General features: G+C 52.1%; 27 protein-coding genes. All 27 read right to left on the reverse strand.

Annotated features, from left to right (window positions below; translation table 11 throughout):
• Positions 1 to 16 precede the first annotated feature (16 nt).
• The 27 genes from recN to AC3ZPD_RS05555 all read right to left on the reverse strand — a co-directional run bounded on the left by recN (position 17) and on the right by AC3ZPD_RS05555 (position 23,055).
• Positions 17 to 1,741: a DNA repair protein RecN gene (recN, locus tag AC3ZPD_RS05425; RefSeq protein ID WP_490983246.1), complete on the reverse strand. Its 1,725-nt coding sequence runs from the start codon at positions 1,739 to 1,741 to the stop codon at positions 17 to 19.
• A 27-nt stretch (positions 1,742 to 1,768) separates the two neighbouring features.
• On the reverse strand, positions 1,769 to 2,218 hold the full coding sequence (ahrC, locus tag AC3ZPD_RS05430; RefSeq protein WP_490983247.1) for a transcriptional regulator AhrC/ArgR: 450 nt from the start codon (positions 2,216 to 2,218) through the stop codon (positions 1,769 to 1,771).
• 25 nt (positions 2,219 to 2,243) lie between these two features.
• Positions 2,244 to 2,708, reverse strand: coding sequence for a hypothetical protein (locus AC3ZPD_RS05435; RefSeq protein WP_490983248.1), 465 nt, complete (start codon positions 2,706 to 2,708; stop codon positions 2,244 to 2,246).
• 150 nt (positions 2,709 to 2,858) lie between these two features.
• Positions 2,859 to 3,716, reverse strand: a complete 858-nt coding sequence (locus AC3ZPD_RS05440) for a TlyA family RNA methyltransferase (RefSeq protein ID WP_490983249.1) — start codon at positions 3,714 to 3,716, stop codon at positions 2,859 to 2,861.
• Between the two features lie 39 nt (positions 3,717 to 3,755).
• On the reverse strand, positions 3,756 to 5,663 hold the full coding sequence (gene dxs / locus AC3ZPD_RS05445) for a 1-deoxy-D-xylulose-5-phosphate synthase (RefSeq protein WP_490983250.1): 1,908 nt from the start codon (positions 5,661 to 5,663) through the stop codon (positions 3,756 to 3,758).
• A gap of 190 nt (positions 5,664 to 5,853) precedes the next feature.
• The gene (locus AC3ZPD_RS05450) at positions 5,854 to 6,729 is read right to left on the reverse strand and encodes a polyprenyl synthetase family protein (protein ID WP_490983439.1); all 876 of its coding nucleotides are present in this window, start codon (positions 6,727 to 6,729) and stop codon (positions 5,854 to 5,856) included.
• Between the two features lie 23 nt (positions 6,730 to 6,752).
• Complete coding sequence (gene xseB / locus AC3ZPD_RS05455; RefSeq protein WP_490983251.1) at positions 6,753 to 7,010, reverse strand: exodeoxyribonuclease VII small subunit; 258 nt, start codon at positions 7,008 to 7,010, stop codon at positions 6,753 to 6,755.
• On the reverse strand, positions 6,985 to 8,313 hold the full coding sequence (gene xseA / locus AC3ZPD_RS05460; protein ID WP_490983440.1) for an exodeoxyribonuclease VII large subunit: 1,329 nt from the start codon (positions 8,311 to 8,313) through the stop codon (positions 6,985 to 6,987). Before xseA ends, xseB begins: the two co-directional genes overlap by 26 nt.
• Positions 8,314 to 8,403: 90 nt before the next feature.
• Positions 8,404 to 9,261, reverse strand: coding sequence for a bifunctional methylenetetrahydrofolate dehydrogenase/methenyltetrahydrofolate cyclohydrolase FolD (gene folD, locus AC3ZPD_RS05465; protein ID WP_490983252.1), 858 nt, complete (start codon positions 9,259 to 9,261; stop codon positions 8,404 to 8,406).
• A gap of 35 nt (positions 9,262 to 9,296) precedes the next feature.
• Positions 9,297 to 9,743, reverse strand: a complete 447-nt coding sequence (gene nusB, locus AC3ZPD_RS05470) for a transcription antitermination factor NusB (RefSeq protein WP_490983253.1) — start codon at positions 9,741 to 9,743, stop codon at positions 9,297 to 9,299.
• Between the two features lie 185 nt (positions 9,744 to 9,928).
• The gene (locus AC3ZPD_RS05475) at positions 9,929 to 10,162 is read right to left on the reverse strand and encodes a DUF2273 domain-containing protein (protein ID WP_490983254.1); all 234 of its coding nucleotides are present in this window, start codon (positions 10,160 to 10,162) and stop codon (positions 9,929 to 9,931) included.
• Between the two features lie 15 nt (positions 10,163 to 10,177).
• Complete coding sequence (amaP, locus tag AC3ZPD_RS05480; protein ID WP_490983255.1) at positions 10,178 to 10,717, reverse strand: alkaline shock response membrane anchor protein AmaP; 540 nt, start codon at positions 10,715 to 10,717, stop codon at positions 10,178 to 10,180.
• 68 nt (positions 10,718 to 10,785) lie between these two features.
• Entirely contained in the window at positions 10,786 to 11,196 is a 411-nt protein-coding gene (locus AC3ZPD_RS05485; RefSeq protein WP_490983256.1) for an Asp23/Gls24 family envelope stress response protein, read from the reverse strand.
• A gap of 112 nt (positions 11,197 to 11,308) precedes the next feature.
• The gene (gene accC, locus AC3ZPD_RS05490) at positions 11,309 to 12,652 is read right to left on the reverse strand and encodes an acetyl-CoA carboxylase biotin carboxylase subunit (RefSeq protein WP_490983257.1); all 1,344 of its coding nucleotides are present in this window, start codon (positions 12,650 to 12,652) and stop codon (positions 11,309 to 11,311) included.
• 36 nt (positions 12,653 to 12,688) lie between these two features.
• Positions 12,689 to 13,159, reverse strand: coding sequence for an acetyl-CoA carboxylase biotin carboxyl carrier protein (gene accB / locus AC3ZPD_RS05495; protein WP_490983258.1), 471 nt, complete (start codon positions 13,157 to 13,159; stop codon positions 12,689 to 12,691).
• A gap of 266 nt (positions 13,160 to 13,425) precedes the next feature.
• A complete protein-coding gene (locus AC3ZPD_RS05500) occupies positions 13,426 to 14,259 on the reverse strand; it encodes a SpoIIIAH-like family protein (protein WP_490983259.1) in 834 nt (277 codons plus the stop codon).
• A gap of 54 nt (positions 14,260 to 14,313) precedes the next feature.
• A complete protein-coding gene (gene spoIIIAG / locus AC3ZPD_RS05505; protein WP_490983260.1) occupies positions 14,314 to 14,955 on the reverse strand; it encodes a stage III sporulation protein AG in 642 nt (213 codons plus the stop codon).
• A gap of 17 nt (positions 14,956 to 14,972) precedes the next feature.
• The gene (gene spoIIIAF / locus AC3ZPD_RS05510; RefSeq protein WP_490983261.1) at positions 14,973 to 15,836 is read right to left on the reverse strand and encodes a stage III sporulation protein AF; all 864 of its coding nucleotides are present in this window, start codon (positions 15,834 to 15,836) and stop codon (positions 14,973 to 14,975) included.
• Positions 15,837 to 15,861: 25 nt separating this feature from the next.
• On the reverse strand, positions 15,862 to 17,091 hold the full coding sequence (gene spoIIIAE / locus AC3ZPD_RS05515) for a stage III sporulation protein AE (protein ID WP_490983262.1): 1,230 nt from the start codon (positions 17,089 to 17,091) through the stop codon (positions 15,862 to 15,864).
• Between the two features lie 15 nt (positions 17,092 to 17,106).
• Positions 17,107 to 17,496 (reverse strand): stage III sporulation protein AD, encoded by a 390-nt coding sequence (spoIIIAD, locus tag AC3ZPD_RS05520; protein ID WP_490983263.1) that lies wholly within the window; start codon positions 17,494 to 17,496, stop codon positions 17,107 to 17,109.
• A 10-nt stretch (positions 17,497 to 17,506) separates the two neighbouring features.
• Positions 17,507 to 17,710 (reverse strand): stage III sporulation protein AC, encoded by a 204-nt coding sequence (gene spoIIIAC, locus AC3ZPD_RS05525; RefSeq protein WP_068696094.1) that lies wholly within the window; start codon positions 17,708 to 17,710, stop codon positions 17,507 to 17,509.
• A gap of 53 nt (positions 17,711 to 17,763) precedes the next feature.
• The gene (gene spoIIIAB, locus AC3ZPD_RS05530) at positions 17,764 to 18,282 is read right to left on the reverse strand and encodes a stage III sporulation protein SpoIIIAB (RefSeq protein WP_490983264.1); all 519 of its coding nucleotides are present in this window, start codon (positions 18,280 to 18,282) and stop codon (positions 17,764 to 17,766) included.
• 50 nt (positions 18,283 to 18,332) lie between these two features.
• Positions 18,333 to 19,304 (reverse strand): stage III sporulation protein AA, encoded by a 972-nt coding sequence (gene spoIIIAA, locus AC3ZPD_RS05535; RefSeq protein ID WP_490983265.1) that lies wholly within the window; start codon positions 19,302 to 19,304, stop codon positions 18,333 to 18,335.
• 96 nt (positions 19,305 to 19,400) lie between these two features.
• On the reverse strand, positions 19,401 to 19,667 hold the full coding sequence (locus AC3ZPD_RS05540; RefSeq protein ID WP_490983266.1) for a YqhV family protein: 267 nt from the start codon (positions 19,665 to 19,667) through the stop codon (positions 19,401 to 19,403).
• A gap of 213 nt (positions 19,668 to 19,880) precedes the next feature.
• The gene (locus AC3ZPD_RS05545) at positions 19,881 to 21,134 is read right to left on the reverse strand and encodes an aspartate kinase (protein WP_490983267.1); all 1,254 of its coding nucleotides are present in this window, start codon (positions 21,132 to 21,134) and stop codon (positions 19,881 to 19,883) included.
• A 246-nt stretch (positions 21,135 to 21,380) separates the two neighbouring features.
• A complete protein-coding gene (efp, locus tag AC3ZPD_RS05550; protein WP_490983268.1) occupies positions 21,381 to 21,938 on the reverse strand; it encodes an elongation factor P in 558 nt (185 codons plus the stop codon).
• Between the two features lie 43 nt (positions 21,939 to 21,981).
• Positions 21,982 to 23,055: a M24 family metallopeptidase gene (locus AC3ZPD_RS05555; RefSeq protein WP_490983269.1), complete on the reverse strand. Its 1,074-nt coding sequence runs from the start codon at positions 23,053 to 23,055 to the stop codon at positions 21,982 to 21,984.
• Between the last annotated feature and the right edge of the window lie 2 nt (positions 23,056 to 23,057).

Here is a 23,057-nt window from a genome sequence, read left to right on the forward strand (position 1 = left end):
ATCATTGTTCCTAACTTTAAAAAATACCCTTTTGCCCCTGCGCCAAATTAAGCATTTCCTGCGCATGATGCAGCGTTTTCTCCGTAATTTCAACGCCTCCAAGCATTCGTGCGAGCTCCTTGATGCGGCCTTCCGGACTTAACGGCTCCACAATGGTCATCGTTCTTCCGCCCGTGACCGTTTTCTCAATAAGAAACTGATTGTCAGCCATGCAGGCTACCTGAGGCAGGTGGGTAATGGAGAATACCTGGCAGGAAGACGAAAGCTTATAAAGCTTTTCGGCAATTGATTGGGCCGCACGGCCGCTGACTCCCGTATCCACCTCATCAAAAATCAGTACCGGAACCTGGTCGTGCCGGGCAAAAATGCTCTTTAGCGCAAGCATCATCCGTGACAATTCGCCGCCGGATGCGATTTTGGAAAGCGGACGCAGCGGTTCGCCCGGATTTGGCGAGATCAGGAATTCAGCCGTATCCATCCCCTGTTTGCCGAGGCGGATACGCCGTCCCTTCCATTCAACGCCGGAAGGATCATCAATCATGCCAAGCTCGACCTTAAGCGAGGTGCGCTGCATTTGCAGGTCTTTAAGCTCGCCTTCAATCTGCATGGCCAAATCCGCCGCACAATTTCTTCTTGCTTCGCTCAAAGCCTCGGCTTTTGACATCAACTGCTCAAGCAGAGCTGACCGTTTGGCTTCCAGCTGTTCCAGAATTTCATCTTTATTCTCTAAAGTATCCGTTTCCCTGCGGATATTCTCATAATAATTCAAAATGGACTCGATGGAATCCCCGTATTTGCGGCGCAGAGAGGAAATATCGTCCAGACGGTCTTCGACCTCCTGCAACCGTTCCGGGTTAAACTCCAGATTATCCCGGTAGTCGCGGAGACCAAATGCCGCATCCTCCAGCTGATAATATGCATTTTGAAGCTGTTCGACGAGCGGACTGATTTTTTTAGGGTCATAATCAGCAATATCCTCCAAACGGGATATGGCGGAAGCGATCACATCAATTCCCTGTGGTCCGTAAAGCTGCTCGTAAGCTCCGGCTACCGCATCCATCATTTTCTCGCTGTGGGATAGTTTGAGCTTTTCTTCCGCAAGCGATTCATCTTCCCCGGCCTTCAGTTTGGCTGCCGCGATTTCTTCCAGCTGAAAACGGTACATGTCGAGCATTTGAAGCATTTTCTGGCTGGTGCTCCGGAGTTCATTATATTCCCGGTTTGTCCGGGCAAACTCGGCATAAGTTTCCTGGTAATCGGCCTTTAAAGGAGCGATGACCGAAGAACCATAGGCGTCAAGCAGATCCAAATGGCGTTCAGGTCTCAGCAGGGTTTGGTGCTCGTGCTGACCATGGATATTAATCAAACGTTCTCCGATTTCCCTCAACATGGTCAAATTAACGAGCTGGCCGTTAATCCTCGCCGTGCTTTTCCCTTGAAGACTGATATCTCTCCGGATAATCAGCAGTTCTCCGGAATCCCCGGTTAACCCGAATTCCTTCATTTTTCCCCAAACGGGATGTTCCGCAGGAAGGTCAAAGGCGGCCTCCATCTCGGCTTTCTCGCAGCCGTAACGGATCAAGTCCGCAGACCCCCTTGCTCCGGCAATCAAACCAAGCGCATCGATAATAATTGACTTACCGGCACCGGTCTCCCCTGTCAGGACCAAAAATCCCCGGTCAAAGGTAATGTCCACGGCCTCTACAACGGCCAGATTGCGGATGGATAAAGAAAACAGCACGCCAAACCCTCCTTAACTTCCTTATGATCAGGAAATATAACTCATAATTTGATCCACTACGGAAACACTGTTCTCATCCGTGCGGCAAATAATGAGGATGGTATCATCCCCACAGATGGTTCCCATAATTTCTGTCCATTCCATATTATCCAGCAGCACGCATACGGAATTTGCCGTTCCCGGCAAACATTTCATGACCACCAGATTGCCCGTGTAGTCAATATGGACAAAACTGTCCACCAATGCCCGCTTGAGCTTCTGAACCGGATTATAACGCTGGTCCGTCGGCATTGAATATTTATACCGTCCGTCATCCGTTGGCACTTTAATCAGCAGCAGCTCCTTGATGTCCCTGGAAACCGTAGCCTGGGTTACCTGGAAACCGGCCTGCCTAAGCGAATCAACAAGCTCGTCCTGAGTTTCAATATCCTGCTGGGTAATAATTTCTCGTATTTTGATATGGCGAAGACCTTTCATTCATTTCCTCCAACTGCCTAAATGGCTAATACTCTTCTTCGTTTACTAAACGAATCTTGCGAATTTCATTCATTTCGCCGTTTATATATAACATTCCTTCACAATCCGGATAAAGCAGCAAATACGGAAGCAGGGCATTTCTTACCCCGCTGCCTGTCCATTCCAGAGGCAATCTTTCGCGGGCTTCCTTAACAATGTAGTATTCCCCGTCCTTGCTTGCCACATAATCTATAAAAAGCCGGCTGTAAAGCATTTGATCCTCGCATTGAAACGACAGCGGAACCTTCAGTTTCCCGCTGACAACTTCATAACCATGCCGTTCCAGCAGCTCCACGGCTGCCGTATGTTCAAAATCCTCATTTACTTCAAAACCGTGTCCCGGCCGGAAAGGGGCAGGCCGGTACAGCCAGGAGGAAAGTGACCTCCAGAGCAGAAACAGAATCACCAACACCATGGCGATCATCAACCATTTATCAGACCCGCCGCCCATCCGCGCACCCCATTTCCGGTTTCTTGCTTTTATTATAAACAAACAAACGTTCGCAAATCAAGTCCTCCGTAAAGGGGTCTGCGGCTTTATCGCGCAAAAAGCTTCCGGGAGCTAAGCTCCACGGAAGCCTTAAAAAAGCAAATGATTCAATTAATGAGAAGGCGAAGAACGAAAGGTTTTGGAGGCCTGTTCAACGGTTTGTTTGGCAAGCGGCTCCCACGCATGCAGAGGGTTAGCAGCTCCCTCCTCCGGTTCTTCCGGCGCAAGGCCAAAATGAGCCAGAAATTCGATATTTCCTTCTCCCCCCGTAATCGGCGAGAAGGTTAATCCTTTAATGATGAAGCCGAGCTCCTCCGCTAATGAAAGGATCTGCAGCACCACTTCTTCATGCACCTTGGGATCGCGGACAACTCCAGATTTTCCGACTTTCTCGCGGCCCGCCTCAAACTGGGGTTTGATAAGGACCACGACATCCGCCGGTCGCTTCAGCAGCTGCATCAGCGGAGGCAAAATGATCCGCAGCGATATAAAAGATACATCAATGCTCGCAAAATCGGGTTCCGGTCCGTCCAAATCCTCCGCCGTCATATAACGGAAGTTGGTTCTTTCCTTCACGTTAACCCGCTCATCGTTGCGCAGGCTCCAGTCCAGCTGATTGTACCCTACGTCAATGGCATAAACGTAAGATGCTCCATGTTGAAGGGCGCAATCGGTGAAACCTCCGGTGGAGGAACCAATATCCAGCATCGTCCGGCCCTGCAGATCGATTTCAAATTGTTTGATGGCCTTCTCGAGCTTAAGGCCTCCGCGGCTGACATAAGGATGCACCGCACCCTTCACCTTCAGCGCAGCCGTGCGAGGCAGCTTCGTGCCGGCCTTCTCCACGCGGCCGTGCTCGTCGTAGACGAGACCGGCCATGACGGCCGTTTTCGCTTTTTCCCGGCTGTCAAAAAAACCCTGCTCGACGAGCAGCACATCCACCCGTTCTTTGGTACCTGAACCTGACATGTATTTCTCCTGTCTGTATGTTAATCCGATCAAGTGGAACTAAGACGGGAACGTCTTTTTCGCATAAGCAAAAGCTTGTTCGTTCCTTGCTTTCTGCACATGCTGAACCACCGCTTCTACGGTCAAACCAACCTGCTCGCGCTGCTCCTTCACACTGCCGTGCTCGATGAAGCGGTCAGGAATGCCCATCAGTCTCACTTCGCAACCAGCCATTTCGTGCTCCGCGTAAAATTCAAGAACCGCGCTGCCCAAACTGCCGGCCTGACTGGCTTCTTCAAGTACAATCAGCGTACGGTGCGTTTTAGCCAGTTCGGCTAACAGCTGATCATCAAGCGGTTTAAGGAACCGGGCGTTGACGACCGTCACCTTGATGCCGGAAGTTTTAAGAACTTCCGCTGCTTCTTCGGCGATCTGAACCATCGGCCCGATGGCCGCAATGGCGATGCTCTCGCCTTGGCGGAGCGTTTCCCAGCTCCCGATCGGAATCGGCACAAGCCGCTCATCCAGCTTGACTCCGGTTCCGTTAACGCGCGGATAACGGTAAGCGATCGGACCGTCGTTATATTCAAGCGCCGTTTTCATCATGTGGCGGAGCTCGTTTTCATCTTTGGGCATCATAAGTACGATATTTGGAATATGGCGCATAAAGGCAATATCATAAACGCCCTGATGCGTTTCTCCGTCCGCTCCGACAAAACCGGCCCGATCAATGGCAAACATCACGTTGGCGTTATGACGGCAGATGTCGTGCACGATCTGGTCATAAGCCCGCTGCATAAAGGTCGAATATACCGCGTAAACGGGTTTCATGCCTTCCAATGCCAGCGCGGCACACATCGTGGCCGCATGCTGTTCGGCGATGCCGACATCGATCATACGGTCCGGGAAACGTTTTGAAAACGGCACAAGTCCGGAGCCTCCCGGCATGGCGGGCGTTACCGCTACGATCCGTTCGTCGTGTTCGGCGAGTTCAATCAGCGTTTGACCGAAAACCTCCGTATACATCGGATTACCGACGGCTTTAAGCACCTGGCCGGATTCGATCTTGTAAGGCGAAATGCCGTGCCATTTGTGGGAATCGGCTTCCGCAGGCTGATAACCTTTACCTTTGGTAGTCAACACATGCACCAGCACGGGACCGTCCACGTTGTCCGCCTGCTTGAAGGTTTCCAGCAGTTTGTTCAGATCGTGTCCGTCTATAGGCCCTAAATAAGTAAAACCGAGCTCCTCGAACAAAATGCCGGGAACCATCATGTATTTCAGGCTGTCTTTGACCTTTTCGGCCGTTTTGGCCAGCTTGCCGCCGATCGCGGGTATTTTTCGCAGCAGGATTTCGATCTCGTCTTTAGCCCGCAAATAAGTACGGTCCGAACGGATGCGCGACAAATAGTTGTGCATGGCCCCAACGTTAGGCGCGATAGACATTTCGTTATCGTTCAGGATAACCATCAGCTTTTTCTTCTCATGGCCGATATGGTTCAACGCTTCAAAAGCCATGCCGCCCGTCAGGGCACCGTCTCCGATAACCGGAATGACCTTAAAATCCTCGCCTTTCAAATCGCGGGCCAATGCCATGCCCATAGCGGCAGACAAAGAAGTGCTGCTGTGGCCGGCTTCCCAAACGTCGTGTTCGCTTTCGCTCCGTTTGACGAAACCGCACAATCCGTTCTGCTTCCGTAAAGTGTCGAATTTGTCCATTCGTCCGGTCAAAATTTTATGGACATAAGCCTGATGGCCGACATCGTATATAAATTTATCTTTGGGGCTGTTGTAGCGGTAATGAAGCGCAAGCGTCAATTCCACTACCCCCAGATTGGAAGCCAGATGACCTCCCGTAACGGACAGCTTCTCAATTAGAAACTGACGAATCTGCGCCGCCAGGGGTGCAAGCTCATCGACGGACAGGTTTTTGATATCTTCAGGTCCGCTGATTTGCGAAAGCAGCATTTGAATTCCCCGCTTTCCATGGTTTAAATAACATTCAGTAGTAGTGTTCCCAATTATATCATAAAAGAGCATGCAGCAGAAATAACGGCAAATTTTGCGCCGTTTGTCCTACAAGGATGCAATCGTTCTGGCGCAGCTTTGCCGTTATGAATACGCAAAACCCTTTATTTTTATGCTTATTGGTTCCGTATTAATGGTCCCGCTTCAGCAAAAAGTCCGAAATCTCCAGCAATCGCCGCGGATCCGGAATGCCGCCTTCGTACAGGGCTTCTTTTGCTTCCGCCGTCAATCTTGCAACCTCGGCGCGTGAAGCTTCGAGCCCGGCGAAATAAGGGTAGGTCACTTTGTTCATCTTAACGTCGCTTTGCGTGCTTTTCCCGAGTTTGGCTTCATCGCCGATCAGGTCCAAAATATCGTCCTGAATCTGAAAGGCAAATCCTATGTTTCGTCCAAAAATCTCGAGAGCCCGGAGCTGCGCAGGAGAAGCGGATGCGATCCGTCCGCCCGCTTTGAGCGCAAATACAATAAGGTCGCCCGTTTTATGCTCATGAATATACCGGAGTCCGTCCAGATCCGTTACCCCCTGCTCCGCTTCCATATCCGCCGCTTGTCCTCCGACCATGCCGCAAGGTCCCGCGCATCGGGAAAGCTCCTCGACAATGGCCAAGGTCTGCTCCGCCGGCACATGATACCGATCAGAAGCTTGTGCAATGCTGTAAAAAGCATGCGTCAACAGGCCGTCTCCGGCAAGAATGGCCGCGGCCTCCCCGAACACTTTGTGGTTGGTGGGTTTGCCGCGTCTGTAATCGTCATTGTCCATAGCCGGAAGATCATCGTGGATGAGAGAATAGGTATGGACCATTTCGACCGCGCAGGCCACGGGCATCGCCGCCTCCCGGCTGCCGCCAAGGCTTTCGGCCGCCGCAATGACCAGCAGAGGGCGCAATCTTTTTCCCCCGGCGGTTAATGAATAAAGCATGGCTTCCTTAAGCGTGTCCGGAACGCGCCATTCCTCCGGCAAAAACCGTTCCAATGCCGTGTTGATATGGCCGCAAATGTCCTCCATATATTGCCCGAACGATGGTTGGATCAAGCAAAATCACCGCTTCCTCCACCGTTTTCACTATAAGGTTTCTTAACGACGTTTCCATCAACCTCTACGATCATTTCGATTTTGCGCTCGACCTGCTCCAGCTTTTGACCGCAAAGCTGGGACAGCTTCATTCCCTGCTGAAACAGATCGATCGCTTTCTCCAGCGGAACGTCCCCATGCTCAAGCTGGGAGACGATGGCCTCCAGTTCGCTCATGGCTTCTTCAAAACTAATTTCCTGTTTCTGTTCTTCCATGGTCTTCTCCTTCCGGCTTTATGCCCCAAACCTGACAGTCCAGTTCACCGTCGGTCACTTTGATCTTCAACTGATCCCCGGGCTGCACCTGGCGGATCGACTTAATCAGCTGCTGTTCTTTCTCATCGTAGACGAGGCTGTAGCCCCGGCCCATTACTTTAAGCGGACTCAGCGCGTCAAGCTGCCTGATCGTGCTGCCGAGCGCGGCGGAGCGATCTTTGAGCAGCGCAGCCATGTTTTGCTTCAGCCGGCGGTCAAGCTCGTCCCCGCGGGCTGAAGCCTGGTTCAGCTGCGCTTGCGGATGGTAGCGCAGCAGCGATTCATGCAGCCGCCCGTGCCGGCCGGCTGTCAGCTTCACCCGGCTGTCCATCGTGCGGGACAGCCGATGCTTCAGCATGTCCAAACGCTGGACATGCTGAAGCACCTGGCGGCGCGGCTGCGTCAGCGCCGGCGACCTCTGCAGGCGCGCGAGGCGCTCGCGCTCGCGGGACGCCCTATGCTGCAGCCCCTGCCGCAGCGAACGCTGGAGCTGGCGCAGCAGCTCCTTCAAATCCGCGATATGCGGCACCGCAAGCTCGGCCGCAGCCGTCGGCGTGGCCGCCCGCAGATCGGCCACAAAGTCGGCGATCGTAAAGTCCGTTTCGTGCCCGACGGCCGAAATAATAGGGATCGCCGAATCATAGATCGCTCTGGCTACGATTTCTTCGTTGAAGGCCCAAAGCTCTTCAAGTGAGCCGCCGCCGCGTCCCACAATCAGCACATCCGCCTCGCCTAGATGATTCAGCTCGCGGATGGCCTTGACGATCGAAGGCGCAGCGCCTTTTCCCTGCACAAGCACGGGATAAAGCACAATATTCGCCTGCGGATACCTTCTTTGCAGCGTGATCATGATGTCCCTGACCGCCGCGCCTGTCGGCGAGGTCACAACGCCGATGCTGCGCGGAAATTTCGGAATCGCTTTTTTAGTGGAAGCCTCAAAAAGGCCTTCCTGCTCCAGCTTTTTCTTCAGCTGCTCATAAGCCAGATACAAACTGCCGATGCCGTCCGGCTGCATATGCGTCGCATAAAACTGATATTGGCCGTCTCGTTCAAATACGGATACGTTGCCCCGGGCAATAACCCTCGAGCCTTCCTTCGGAATAAAAGGAAGCCTCTGGTTATGCGAAGCAAACATGATGCTTTTGATCCGGCTGTCGGCATCTTTTAACGTAAAATACATATGTCCGCTGGAGTGGTGCGTGAAGTTGGAAATCTCCCCGCGGATCCATACTTCGGACAGCAGCGGATCGCTTTCCATTTTCATGCGGATATATTTGTTTAATTCCTTGATCGTATAAATGCGCTGTTCCACAGCAAAGCCTCCTTTATCAGGCCGCTAGGATGCCCGCAGGCATCAGGACAAGCCGTTCAGCCTTTTGGCGGCGATCAGCGTATTTTTCATCAGCATTGTAATGGTCATCGGACCTACACCGCCGGGCACCGGCGTAATCGGACCTGAAACCTCCTGCACGCTTGCAAAATCCACGTCACCGGCCAGCTTCCCGTTCTCTAAACGGTTCATGCCGACGTCGATGACAACCGCACCCGGTTTGATGTAGGAAGCATCCACGAAATTGGCCCGGCCGATCGCCACAACCACGATATCCGCCTGTTTGGTCAGTTCCTTCATATTCGCCGTGCGGGAATGGCACATCGTCACCGTAGCGTTCTCGCGCTGGAGCAGCAGGGATACCGGCTTGCCCACAATATTGCTGCGGCCGATAACAACGGCATGTTTGCCGCTGATTTCAATGCCCGCACGTTTGATCAGCTCGATTACCCCCGCTGGCGTACAGGGCAGCAGGCTGTCATCCCCGATCACGAGATTCCCTACGTTAACTGGGTGAAAGCCATCCACATCTTTTTCAACCGAAATGGCGTCGATCACCGATTTCTCAAGGATATGGGAAGGAAGCGGCAGCTGGACCAAAATGCCGTGAATGCTGGCTTGTCCGTTTAATTTTTCAATAAGAGCAAGCAGATCTTCCTGGGTAGTGGATGCCGGCAAACGATGAACCTCCGAATAAAAGCCAAGGTCGATGCAGGCCTTTTCTTTGTTGCGGACGTAAACCTGGGAAGCCGGATCTTCGCCAACAAGCACGACGGCAAGACCTGGCTGGACTCCCTTTCCTTTAAGCTCTTCTACTTCAATACGAATTTGGCCGCGAATTTCTTCTGATACCTGTTTCCCGTTGATAATAGGTGCTGTCATCGTTTCCCCGTCTCCTTTAACCCTCAGCTATATTTTTAATTTTTAAGCTTGTCCAAATCCTGAATCATTTTGCCCAATACGCCATTTACGAACTTGCCGGATTCCTCGGTGCCGAAATGTTTGGCCAGTTCAATCGCCTCATTGACGGCAACCTTGGCCGGGACATCGTCGCGGAAAATCATTTCGTATGCGGCCAGCCGGAGAATCTGGCGGTCTACCCGGGATAGCCGGCTGATCTGCCAATTCTTCAGATACTGCTCCAATATCCCGTCGATCGCGGTTTTGCGTTCGGTTACCCCTGCAACCAGCTCCATGATTTGTGCTCTGGCTTCATCCGGATTGCCGACGCTGCCGACGCCGCTTTCGTTGTCTTCAGCGGCTTCGGTAAGCAGCATCATTACCGCCTCCTGCGCGCCTACTTCGTTCATCTCCATCTGATACAAGCTTTGTACGGCAAGTTCCCTTGTTAAACGTTTTTTCACTTAATTTCCTCCTGATTTCATACAATCGCATTAACCTAAGCTAGCTGACTCAACTGCTCCCACTGGAATCGGAAACCGGGATGAAGCTCCCGAAACGAAAAAACCTGCGAAATGCTATTCTCCACCGCCGCCTGGGGCATTATTCAGCTTCATCTGTTTTTCAGGAGAAAAGCATATCACAGGAATTATCGGAAAGGACGCCATTTGCTTAACAGCCAGTCCCTTATTTCCTTCCATGGTATCAAAGAGCCTTGATCAAGATCCTTGTATTTACCGGCCGTATAGCCGATAAACAGAATCAGAGCACAAAACATCATGTTCCAAAAACCGGATATTAAATAAATGATAATCAAAAATACAGCAGCGGCAACCCCCAGCAGGCGTCCCCTATAGCTGGTCCACAATTCTTTCCAAAACATCGGGACGAACTCCCCCTATTCCACCCGGCTCTTGATGACTGGCGATTGCACCAGGTTGGCAATATATACGGAGACATAAGAAACCGGAATGCCGGTAATTTCCTCCACCTGATCATGAACCTGCTTTTGCACTTCCTCCGTCAGCGGAGGAATGGCCGTTTCGCCGTCGACCAGCGCACGGACGTTGATTTCAAGACCGGATTCCGAAACCCGGATTCTCGTTTTGACGTCTTTAACCCCGCGTACCCGTGAAGCGGCTTTGTAGGACAGGTTTTCGATCGTTTCGACCGAAATTTGAATATCTCCAAATTCGGTTCTCTGATCGATCGACGGCAACGAGGAACGATCCCTGCGAATAGAGATATAGAAGAAACGGATGCTGAGCAGGAATAAAACGACCGCTGCTACCAAAACGGTAATATAAAGCACCTTTTGTTCATTGGAATCCAATGAAACCGGAACGGCGTTTGTGAGCAGGAGGATTGCAATTACACTGATGATGCCGATGCTTAGACTGTATATAAAAAGCAAAATCCTGTCTAAAATCTTTGCCACGAAATCTGCAGCCTCCCCAAATTATAGTAAACCCCTGACTCAATCGTCGGGGGTTTATTTTACTCCAGTTATTTCACCCTGTTGTTTAAATCGATGGTTTCTTCAAGCTTCTCGGCCGCCTTGAAAATCACGTCATGAATATGTACGTTGACTTCAACGACGGAAAGCCCAGTCATCTGCTCGATGGAACGTTTAACGTTACGCTGAACTTCGCTGGCCACTTCAGGAATCCGGTTCCCGTATTCCATGATGACCGATACGTCGACAGCCGCTTCGCGCTGGCCCACTTCGACCTTAACGCCTTTGGACAAATTTTTGCGTCCGAGCAATTCGGCAATCCCGCCGGCAAATCCGCCGCTCATCCCGGCAACGCCCTTCACCTCAACGGTTGCCAAACCGGCAATCACTTCAATTACCTCCGGTGCAATTTGAATTTCTCCAATATCGGTACGTTCAAATTCAGTCGGCAAAGTACTCATCTTCTTCTCCACCTCTCAATAAGTTTGCGTCAGACCAGCGTCATAGAGGCAAGCGCACTTATTATACATAATATATCATTTCGCCTGCATTATGACAAACTTGGCCCAATTTTTAAACCTCGTGTTCTTCCAGAAATTTAATATCAAAATCACCGCGGATAAACACGGGATGATCCATCAATTTCTGATGAAACGGGATGGTGGTGTGAATACCTTCCACAGCAAATTCGGCCAAGGCGCGTTTCATTTTGGCGATGGCTTCGTCGCGGGTCGGCGCCCAGACGATCAGCTTCGCAATCATGGAATCATAATGCGGGGAGATCGTATATCCCGGATACGCTGCGCTGTCCACCCGTACGCCGGGTCCGCCCGGAGCCAGATAAAACTGGATTTTGCCCGGAGACGGCAGGAAGCCGCGATCCGGATTTTCCGCATTGATCCGGCATTCAATCGACCAGCCGTTAAGGACAATGTCCTCTTGGGAAAAAGACAGAGGGTTGCCTTCCGAAACGGAAATCATCTCTTTGATCAAGTCTACGCCGGTCACCATTTCCGTAACCGGATGTTCGACCTGAATGCGGGTATTCATTTCCATAAAATAAAACTGTCCGTCAGGTCCCAGCAAAAACTCAAGCGTACCTGCGCCGCAATAATCTACGGCAAGTGCAGCCCGTACGGCTGCTTCGCCCATTTCGGCCCGTTTTTCAGGGGACAATATCGGACATGGGGATTCCTCGACCAGCTTCTGGCGGCGGCGTTGTACGGAACAATCCCGCTCTCCCAGATAGACAGCGTTGCCATGGCGGTCCGCCATAATTTGAATTTCAACGTGCTTCATGCCGGTCAGGAATTTCTCGAGATAAACTCCGGCGTTGCCGAAGGCTTTTTGAGCTTCCTGTTGAGCCGTTGTAATTTGCTGAATCAGGGATTCTTCATCCTCAGCCAAACGAATGCCTTTGCCCCCGCCGCCGGCGGTAGCCTTAATAATGACAGGATATCCAATATCCCGGGCAATCATGACCGCTTCGTCCAGATCTTCGATAATGCCGTCGGAGCCCGGAATAACCGGAACGCCGGCTTCCTTCATGGTCTGTTTAGCCACCGACTTGTCGCCCATGCGGCTGATTGCGTCAGCGGAAGGACCGATGAAGGTAATATTGCAGGAATCGCAGATTTCAGCGAAATCGGCGTTTTCGGCCAAAAAGCCGTATCCCGGATGGATGGCGTCACATTCCGTAAGCGTAGCGACGCTCATAATGTTCGTAAAGTTCAAATAACTGTCCTTGGACAAAGTAGGTCCGATGCAGTAGGCTTCATCCGCCAAACGTACATGCAGGGAGTCCTTGTCCGCTTCGGAGTAAACGGCCACCGTGGAAATATTCATTTCCCGGCAGGCCCGGATAATCCGGACCGCGATTTCGCCGCGGTTGGCAATCAATACTTTGTGAAATTCCATGGTTTTTCCTCCTGGTACCAATTTCTTGAGTTCTTCTTATTCCGGTTTCACCAAAAAGAGGGGCTGCCCATATTCCACAAGCTGTCCGTTTTCAACCAAAATGTCGACGATTTCACCTTTAACCTCGGCTTCAAGTTCATTCATCAGCTTCATTGCTTCGATAATGCAGACCACCGTCTTGTCCGAAACACGGTCGCCCTTGTCGACGAAAGGACCCGCTTCAGGGGAAGAAGCCCGGTAAAAGGTGCCCACCATCGGGGAAACGATCGTATGTAAGTTGGAATCCGCCGCTTTACGTTCCGGAGCTTTGGCTTCTTGGGCAGGCTGAGCCGCTGCCACAGCTGCCGGAGCCGCTTGGACAACCGGAGCTGCCGCCACCTGCACAACTTCCGTTTTGCCCGGTTTGCGGATTGTAAGGCGGGATCCTTCGTTTTCGATTTCCAATTCTTGGACAGAGGTTTCGTCCACCAGTTTGATCAATTCTTTGATTTCATTTAATTTAAACATCAACTATTCACTCCTCCAGCTTTTTTGAAGAACGCCAGAATACCTAGCCGGGTAACCCCTGACCGATGCTTCGGGCATGTCCCCTTGGTAAAGAAAGCATTGCAAACCGGTCATCCGCACAGCCGAAACCGTTTAACTTCCTTTGACACCGCAAAGCTTTGGTACTTGGTCAGAACATAACTTTATGTATTATATCACAAGATGGTGAAATAGAAAGAGTCCAAGCAGAACCTTGGACTCTTTGGCATAAAGTTTGTTGAAACCGATTACTTTGCCGCACTTACATATTGAACTTTCACTTTATCTTGGGATACGCCCAATTCGCTGATGACAAGATCGATGATCGTGGCGGCGTCTTTAGCCTGCAGTTTGTCGTTCGCGACCACCACTTTGAAGCTGTTGTCGTCTTCGGTCACAACGGCTTTGCCGTAACGTTGGCTAACCTGTTCCTCGATATCATTGATTTTGGACTCTTTGTCTTGAAGAGCATTATATTCGTTGGCCGCTTGCGCGTTTTCCTCAGGGGATTTGCTGAGGTCATTCATCGTTTGCAGCAGCTCTTCGGCTTTTTTGTCATTGGCTTCCACACGCTCGTATTGATATTGGTCAATCTGATCGCTGCCTATAGTGCCTTGAGCCTGAGCGGTTTCCAGCACTTCCTCGTCCGTTTTGGCCGTTGGGTCCGCTGCTTGCTGCTTATCGTCCGCAGAGGTTTTATCTCCGGAGGAAGCCGCTGCCGATTGATCTCCACCCTTGGTAGCCGCAGAGGCGTCTGCCTGAGCTTTGGACGGATCGGCTGCCGTTCCGCTTGTATCCGTTTGGCTGTCGGCTGCCGCGCTGTCATCGGCTGCGGCCGTTTGGTTGTCATCGGCTGCGGCCGCATCATCTGCGGCTTGGGAATCATCCGTTACTTCGGAGACGATCGCGCCGCCGGAATCTCCGGAGGCCGCCCCCTGGGTATCGGAAACCGAAACCTGCTGTCCGTCGGCCGACTGGGTTGCGGCAGGCCCTGAATCCTCAGTAAACAGATAATAAGCCGAAAGGACCACCATCAAGCTGAGCATGGAGACGAGCCAAATTGTTTGACGTTTTGTTTTCATTGAATAATTCCTCCTCAAAGAGTTATATAGGAAAGCTGGGTTTACCTCTGATCCTTACTGAGCGGTTTTTCTCGGAGCAACAGAAATGCGGTACGCAGGTACGTTCAATCCTTTTTCCACGGCGTCGACGATCATTTGCTTAACGATTTTGTTTTCGGCGCCTTTGGCGACGACCAGCACGCCGCGAACTTGTGGTTTCACTTTCTTGGTAATGATCGGCTGCTGGTTGCCGGACATTTCATAGGTTACGATTTCGCCGTCTCTGGTGTATTCCGTGACATGCCTTTTCCCCCCGCTGGCATCGGTTTCGTCCGTAGACTGCTGACTGTCCTTGACATTTCGCTGAAAGACGGTTTCTTCCGTAGAATCCACCGTTACCATCACATCCACGGATCCGACCCCAACCATTTGCTCCAAAATGTCTTTCATTTTGTTCTCCATCTCGCCTTCAATGCCATCGAATGGACTCCCGTCTCCGCTGTCCGCCGCGGCTGCCGCAGTCGTATTCGCCGTTTCGGAGGGAGGTTCTCTCCCGACGCCGCCCGTGTCGATCTTCTTCACATGGACAAAGGAATTAAACAGCATGATCGCGATGCCGATGAGCCCGATAATGATGAGCAGCCTGAAGGTATGTATTTTCTTCCCGCCGCCTTCACCTCCGCCAATCCACTGCTCAAGTTTTTTGAACCAGTTCATTCCCGTTCTCACCTCCTTTACGGTTGGACTTCGCTCTGAATCTGGTAGATGCCGATCCGTTCTTCGGAAACCCCCCAGCTGCCGGCTAGCAAACGGCTGATTTCCTTTGTTTCCTGCGTTTGAGGGGCCGCCACGGCAATCTGATCCCCATTCGCTTCCAGACCGCCGGTTTCCCCGTTTCCAGGTTCGTTATCCGTCCCTGCCGAATCTTCCGTAACCTCCTGCGTCCGGTTATCCTCGGGTTTGACGCCAACGGGGCCCACCTGGACTTGTATGGAATTCACTGAAGGGATCTGGATCTTTCCGCCCGATGAATCCGCTGAAAAATCCGCTTCAGCTCCCGCCTCCGACTCTGCCGTATGGGCCATAACCGGCGTGTCCGCCGCTGCCGGGTTCAAATACACCTTGACGCTGCTGATTTCCGGCTTATCGTATTTTTGCTGTCCGTCTGCACCTGCGGGGGCTACGTTTTTGTTGTTAACAGGTACTACCTTGATCGAAACAGCCACCCGATTCACATCCAGCCCCGTAGCGGCTTCGATTTGCGTTTTCATTTGCTGCGCCGTTTCCGTGCCCGCCCATTTCAAGGAATCCTCGAGACTGGACTGCCTGAGCAGTTCGCCCTGCTTCAAGATTTGCTCCAGGCTGGATTCGCCTGCGGATTTCGGGCTGAGCTGCTCTTCGATCGCCTGCTGCAGCTTTTCTATCGGGTTGCCGTCCAGCAGCTTCAGGATCGGGCTCAGCAGCGTCATCAGGACGAGCAGGCTGAGCACAAGCTTCACGTACCGCTCCATGGAACGGCTCGGAAGCAGCATTTCAACAATGCCCGCCAACAGCACTATAAAAATGATTTGTTTCAGCCATTCGCCTAACCAGTTCATGAATTCACTCCCGCCTTTTCCGGCCTCAGCGCATCATTACTGTAATGTTGCCCGCCGTGAGCATAATCGTTATCGCCAGAAAAAACATCAGGCCGACCGCCGCCAATACGGCGAAAACATACAGCATGCTTTTGCCGATCGTCTCCAGACAGGCGACTATGGGCGTGTCGCCAAGCGGCTGCATGACCGCTGCCGAAAAGTTGTAGATCAGCGCCAGGGTGAGGATTTTGATGGCCGGGAATGCGCACAGGAACAAGATGATGACTACGCCCACAATCCCGACTGCGTTTTTTACCAGAATCGAAGCCGATATGACCGTATCCGTCGCATCCGAGAACACCTTCCCAACGACCGGAACAAAATTGCCGGTCAAATATTTGGCTGTACGGAGCGTCACCCCGTCGGCCACCGAGCCGGCGACGCCTTTAACGGAGATGACGCCCAGGAAGACCGTAAGCATGACGCCCAAAATCCCCATCCCAGCTGTTCTGAGCAGGTCCGCCAGCTTGGACAGCTTGTATCTTTCATTCATGGAACTCACGATATGAAGAACGGCTGAGAAATAAAGAAGCGGAAACACCACCATATGGACAAGCGTACCGACGCTGTGGACCATAAAAACGACCAGCGGATGCGTAACCGAAACGGTAACGACATTGCCCATAGAGGCCAGCAGAGTAAACAGCAGCGGAACCATCGCCATCATGAAGTCAATCATGCCCTCTATCGCTTTGGCCGCATAGGAAATGGCCACATGGAAGCTGTTAATCGCCAGAATAATCAAAACCATGTAACAGATGTAGAAAGCGATTTTGCCGACGTTTCCTTTTTCAAACGCGCTCTGCAGGGTTTCCAGCAGCATGCTGAACACGGTAAGGACAACGATGGTGACCAGGATTTTGGCGTTGTACAGCACTTCGTGCCACATGAACCGGAACAGGCCCGACAGGCCTGCCGAAAGGCTGAAGCCATCCCCGCCCGGGAGAATCATGTCCTTAAAAGCCGGAAGGCTTCCTTCAGGAAAAAAACCTCCGTATTCTTTCATCAGCTCCTGCCAATAGCCTTCAATTTCGTCCGTATCCACCTGCTGCCCGGCCGCTGCCTGCGGCTGCCCCGACACTGCAGCGGTAGAATCCGAAAGGGATTCGCTTTCGCCGGCAGTGGATGCAGAGGCTGTGGCGGGAGATGAAAAGAAGGCGGCCAGCCACAGGAGCAAAATCAAAATCCCCAGGATCGTCCGGAACCGGTGTTTCATCTTCATTCCTCGTTTCTAGGCAGGCAGCAGCTTTACCACGGTTTCAATAATGATGCCGATGATCGGAACTGCCAGTACAATGATCAAAACTTTTCCCGCCAGCTCGATTTTGGAAGCAATGGATTCCTGTCCGGCATCCCGGACGATTTGGGCACCAAACTCCGCGATGTAAGCAATGCCGATTATTTTAAGGATGGTTTTCAGATAGACGTTCTGAACGCCTGACGCCGCAGCCAGCTCCTCGAGCGTATCCAGCACCATGCCAATTTTGCCGATCAGGAACAGAAAGATGGTAATCCCGGCAAAAGCGGCGATCAGGAAAGCAAAAATCGGCTTCTGCTCCCGCATCAGGAGGGAAAGTACGGCTGCGATCAAGCCCAGTCCGACGATTTGAATCATGTCCATTTCCGGTCACCTACTGAAAAAGGAAGATCGTTTTGATTTGCTGAAACAGGCTGTCCAGCATTCGGACAACCATAAACAGCACCACCACAAAACCGATCAGGGTTACCCAGTGGGCCATGTCCTCTTTCCCCATCTGCTTCAGCACGGTATGAATCATGGCGATAATAATTCCGATTCCGGCGATTTGAAATATAGCGTTCACTTCTATGTTCATGACAAAGGCACCTCGCTGTTTTCTCCGCAATCCCTGCCGGGAGAGTTACCGTTTTAATAGATCAGGATCACAATAAACGCGCCCACCAGCAGTCCGAGGCTTCTGCACATCTTTTCGTAACGGGCCTGCTCTTCCAGAGCTTGTGCCTCCTCCGCTTCCAAAGCCTTGACCGCCGACTGGATATGGTTTTTCTGGTTGGTGCGGTCACTGGTTCCCAGAGTAAAAGCCAGCTGATGCAGCACTTCCTTCTCGGGCGCTTTCATAGATGTGAATTTCCAGTTTTCTTTAAGCGCATCGTGCAGGCTGTCCTGGGCCGTCCAGTTCCGGGGGGCTTCCATGGATGCCGCCGCATCGTTGTAAATGCGATTCAACGGCTCCCTGCTTTGTGCCCCAATCCGTCTGAAAGCCTCGGGAAGCGGAGTGAAGCCGTACCCGATTTCCGTGTCGAGCCTTTGCAGGGATAAAATGAGACGCCTGATTTCGCTGGGCCTGGCCGCAAATCGGCGGGCTTGCACCCAGCCGGCCAGCGTGGCGGCCAAAATGACCAGAACGGCGCCCAACATTTTGAGCATTGCTTCACCGCCTTTCCAGCCTGAAAATCATAAAGTTGCCGGCTGTGGAGCTACAGCAGCGGCTTGTACTCCCCGTCGTACACTTTGAAGGCGAAGCCATGATCTGCACGGCCCAGGGTCACAAACCTCTGGAACAACCTGCCGCTTGCTACTCCATTCAGCAGCGGACTTGACGGCATGCCGCCGAGGCCGGAGCCATGCGCGGTGGCGATGACCTTCACTCCGGCATGCAGAGCCTGGGTCAGCGCTTCCGCATCCTCCGGCCGGCCGATCTCGTCCACGATGATGACGTCGGGCGACATGGAACGGATCATCATCATGATCCCTTCCACTTTCGGACATCCGTCCATGATGTCCGTTCGAGGCCCGATGTCGAAGCTGGGCACTCCCCGGCGGCATCCGGCGATCTCCGACCGTTCGTCGATGATCGCCACTTTCAGTCCGGGCCACTTCTCTCTGTGAGGGCCGAACTGTCCGCTGCTGACAAGCCTTGCGATGTCCCGCAGCATCGTTGTTTTCCCCTGCTGCGGGGGAGCGACGATCAGCGTATGCAGCACGCTTTTTCCCCGGTAATCAAGAAGATGAGGCATAACGCCTGCCGCGGCCCCTTTGATTTCCCTCGCAATCCGCAGGTTAAACCCGCTGATGTCGCGAATGTGCTCCACTTTGCCGCGGCTGAGCACCGTTCGTCCGGACAGGCCCATCCGGTGTCCGCCGGGCAGGGTAATAAACCCTTTTCGCAGTTCTTCTTCCATCGTATACACGGAATGATTGGTGATGAGGTCAAGCAGCCTGTGGCTGTCTTCCCGGCCTGTCCGAACGGCATCCGCAGCCTGATCCGTCAGCGTCCCCTCTGCTTTCAGGAAATAGAACCGCCCTCCGGCATTGATTTCCAGCGGACGTTCCTCGCGGATTCTCACCTCTTCAAGCTCGCCGAGCAAACGCGGCGGCAGCCGCAGGAGGAGAGAGCGTATCCGGTCGGGGAAAACGGCCAGCCAGGACTCATTTTCGTTCTCGTTCATGCAGGCATCACCTCCATTTCCGGCTTTTTGCTAGACCTTGATCTTTGAAGTCTATTTTATTTTATGCTTGTACCTATCTTTTATGACGGGAATCTATTATTTCTTTAAAATCCCGATTAAGAGAAAAGATACACCACAGGCGATCCAGGCCATTTTGCTCCATGAAAGCTTGTCTGCCATGCCGGCGAGACCGATGGAAGTGGTCAAGATCAGAATCGTGGGACCCACGAAAGCCAGCGCGGAGTTCACGGCCAGAGCCTTGTCCACCCTGCCCAGCTTCAGCATCAGGAGGGCCGCCAAAATTTCGGCCGAACCCGACAATATACGCAGCGACGCCATACTAAGCACAAATTTATCCAGCATCCATAAACCTCCTACTTGTCCGGATGTACTTATCGATATGCGCCGCTATCTTCAATTAGTCCACTATTTTCAAGCTTTCCGTCTTTGGACACGGGCAAAAAAAAGAAGCCGCCCCCGGTCTTTAACAAGACAGGAGCAGCTTTGCTTTTATTTCTATCTGGAATTAGAAGGACAGGGTTTAAATATAAACCGTCACAAACGAAAGATTTGATGTTACCGGCGTTCCGACGGCCCGCCGACAAAAGCTTTTTCGGTGGTATCGAGTCCATAAGCGGTATGGAGCGCGCGAACCACCTCATTCAGCTTCTCGCGGTCAATAACGCAGGACGTTTTGATTTCCGAGGTGCTCACCATTTTGATATTGACGCCTTGCTGGGAGATGACGTCGAACATTTTAGCCGCCACGCCCGGATGGCTGACCATCCCGGCCCCCACGATGGAGACTTTGACCAGATCTTCCTCGGAGCTCGCCTCGCGGTAAGGAACCTCGCTGCGGATGCTTGCAATGACATCAAGAGCTTTCTGGCGTTCGCCGAGCGTTACCGTAAAGGAGAAATCGGCTTCCCCGTTTTGCGCGCCGTTTTGAACGATGATATCTACGTTGATTTTTGCTTCCGCAAGCGCGCCGAACACTTTGGCCAAAACGCCGGGTACGTGGGAAACCCCCATAATCGTGATTCGGGCGACATTTTTATCGTATGCGATTCCACTGACTACAACACCTTGCTCCATGGTGACATCCTCCTTAACAACCGTTCCTTCATTTTTATTGAAACTTGAGCGGACAACCAGCTTAACCTGATGATGTTTGGCATATTCTACCGCTCTCGGATGCAGCACGGCCGCTCCAAGATTAGCAAGCTCCAGCATCTCGTCATAGGAAATTTCGCTCAGCTTTCTTGCACAAGATACGATTCGCGGATCGGTGGAATAGATGCCGTCTACATCGGTGTAGATTTCGCAAACATCAGCACTGATCGCAGCCGCGAGCGCAACCGCAGTCGTATCAGAGCCGCCGCGCCCGAAAGTCGTAATTTCATGGTCCTCCGACATGCCCTGGAATCCGGCAACGACAACAATGTTCCCTTCCTCCAAGGACTTCAGCACACGCTCCGGCTGAATGTCGGTAATCCGGGCATTGCCGTGAACCGGCTCGGTACGGAAACCGGCCTGCCAGCCTGTATATGAAACCGCTTTGCCCCCGAGCTGATGAATGGCGATGGACAACAAAGCAATCGAAATCTGCTCTCCCGTCGTCATCAGCATATCCATTTCCCGGGCCGGCGGATTCGGATTCAGCAGTTTAGCCTGATCAATCAAATCATCCGTGGTATCTCCCATCGCGGAGACGACTACAACACAGCTATGGCCCTCTTCCTGTTTCTCGATAACCCGTCTTGCTACGCGCTGCATCCGCTCGATGTCTCCAACGGAGCTGCCGCCAAACTTCATGACGTATAATGCCAAAACGTTCACTCCCATTTCGCTCTTTAAAAATCTAACTTCCGCTGTTATTTTATCACTTTAACTCAGTATAATATGAAAGTCAGCCTCGGAAGTCAATCTTTTTCACGTTTTTTTCTATGCAGGCGGTCATCCAAAATTTCTCTTCTTGCAAAAAAATTCCCCCACCAGGCGGTGGAGGAATTCTTCCGCCGCTCGCGGCGGCACAACCGCAGCACGGTTTATGCGGCTGCGGAGCAGCAAACTGGATTATGCGCGGGAAATGTATTTTCCTTCGCGTGTATCGATCAGAAGCACGTCGTCTTCGTTAATGAAGAGAGGCACTTGAACGTTCAGGCCCGTTTCCAGCTTGGCGTTTTTAGTTGCGCCAGTAGCCGTATTGCCTTTGATGCCCGGCTCCGTTTCAACCACTTTAAGCTCAACGCTCATCGGCAGGTTAATGCCGAGGATTTCACCTTGGTAGCTGGAGATTTTAACGTTCATGTTTTCTTTCAGGAAGTTCAGTTCCCATTCCAGCTGATCGGAAGTCAGCGTAAATTGATCATAGGTTTCATTGTCCATGAAAGTGTGTTCTTGGGCGCTTGCATACAAATATTGTACGTCGCGGTTTTCGATTTGTGCACGGCCAATGTTTTCACCTGCACGGAAAGTACGTTCAACGGTGTTGCCGTTGCGGAGGTTTTTCATTTTTGTGCGAACAAATGCCGCACCTTTACCTGGTTTAACGTGTTGGAAATCGATAATCGTAAAGATATCTCCTTCCACTTCTACTGTAAGGCCTGTTTTCAAATCGTTTACTGAAATCACAAAAAAACCTCCTCAAAATAGTTGCAGAGCACCTGCAGATCATTTACAAAATAAACAACTCTTTGCTGGATTCGGTTAACCGGCGTACGCCCGTTTCCGTGACAACAACGTCGTCTTCAATTCGCACGCCACCGAAGCCCGGAATGTAAATCCCCGGCTCTACGGTGACCACCATGCCCGGCTTAAGCACCATATCGCTTACTTTGGACAGGTTTGGCGTTTCATGGACCTCCATGCCAAGACCGTGTCCCGTGCTGTGTCCGAACTGTTCGCCGTAGCCGTGGCGCGTGATGATGTCACGAGCGAGCGCATCGGCTTCACGGCCGGTCATTCCCGGGCGGAGCTGCTCGATCGTATGGAGCTGGGCTTCAAGAACAATATTGTAGATTTCACGCTGCTTCTCGTTGGGCGTACCCACCATTACCGTTCTGGTGATGTCCGAGCAGTAGCCTTTAACCAGGGCGCCAAAGTCCATCGTCAACAGCTCTCCGGCGCCGACCACTTTCGGGCTTGCCTTGCCGTGCGGCAGGGCTGAACGTTCCCCGGAAGCAAAAATGGTATCAAAAGAAATGGCCGTCGCGCCGTTCTTGCGCATGAAAAACTCCATTTCGAGAGCTCCATCCAGCTCCGTCATGCCGGGTTTGATCACATCCAGCATATGCAGGAAAGTCCGGTCGGCCAAATCGGCCGCTTCCTTCATTACAGTCAGTTCTTCGTCATCCTTAAACATGCGGATCTCTTCTACAAGCCCGCTGGCCGGAATCAGTTCAATCGGCTTTAAGGCTTCCGAATATCTGACGTATGCCGAATAGGACATCAGCTCGTTCTCGAATCCAAGACGTTTAACGTTAGCCGCCAGCAGCAGCTCTTTCATAATGTCGAGCGTATCCTGGCGGTGTTCTTCCACCACTTCAAAGTCAACCGCCTGCTGAGGAGCCTGGCTCATGTACCGGAAATCGGTAAGCAAATAAGCTTTGTCCGCTGTAATCAGCACAAACCCCGAAGAGCCGGTAAATCCCGTCAAATAACGGCGGTTGATCGGGGTGGCAACCAAAAGTCCGTCCAATTTACGTTCAAGAAGTGCTTCGCGCACTTTACTTACTCGTTGATTTGCCATCT

The sequence above is a fragment of the Paenibacillus mobilis genome (assembly GCF_058267595.1).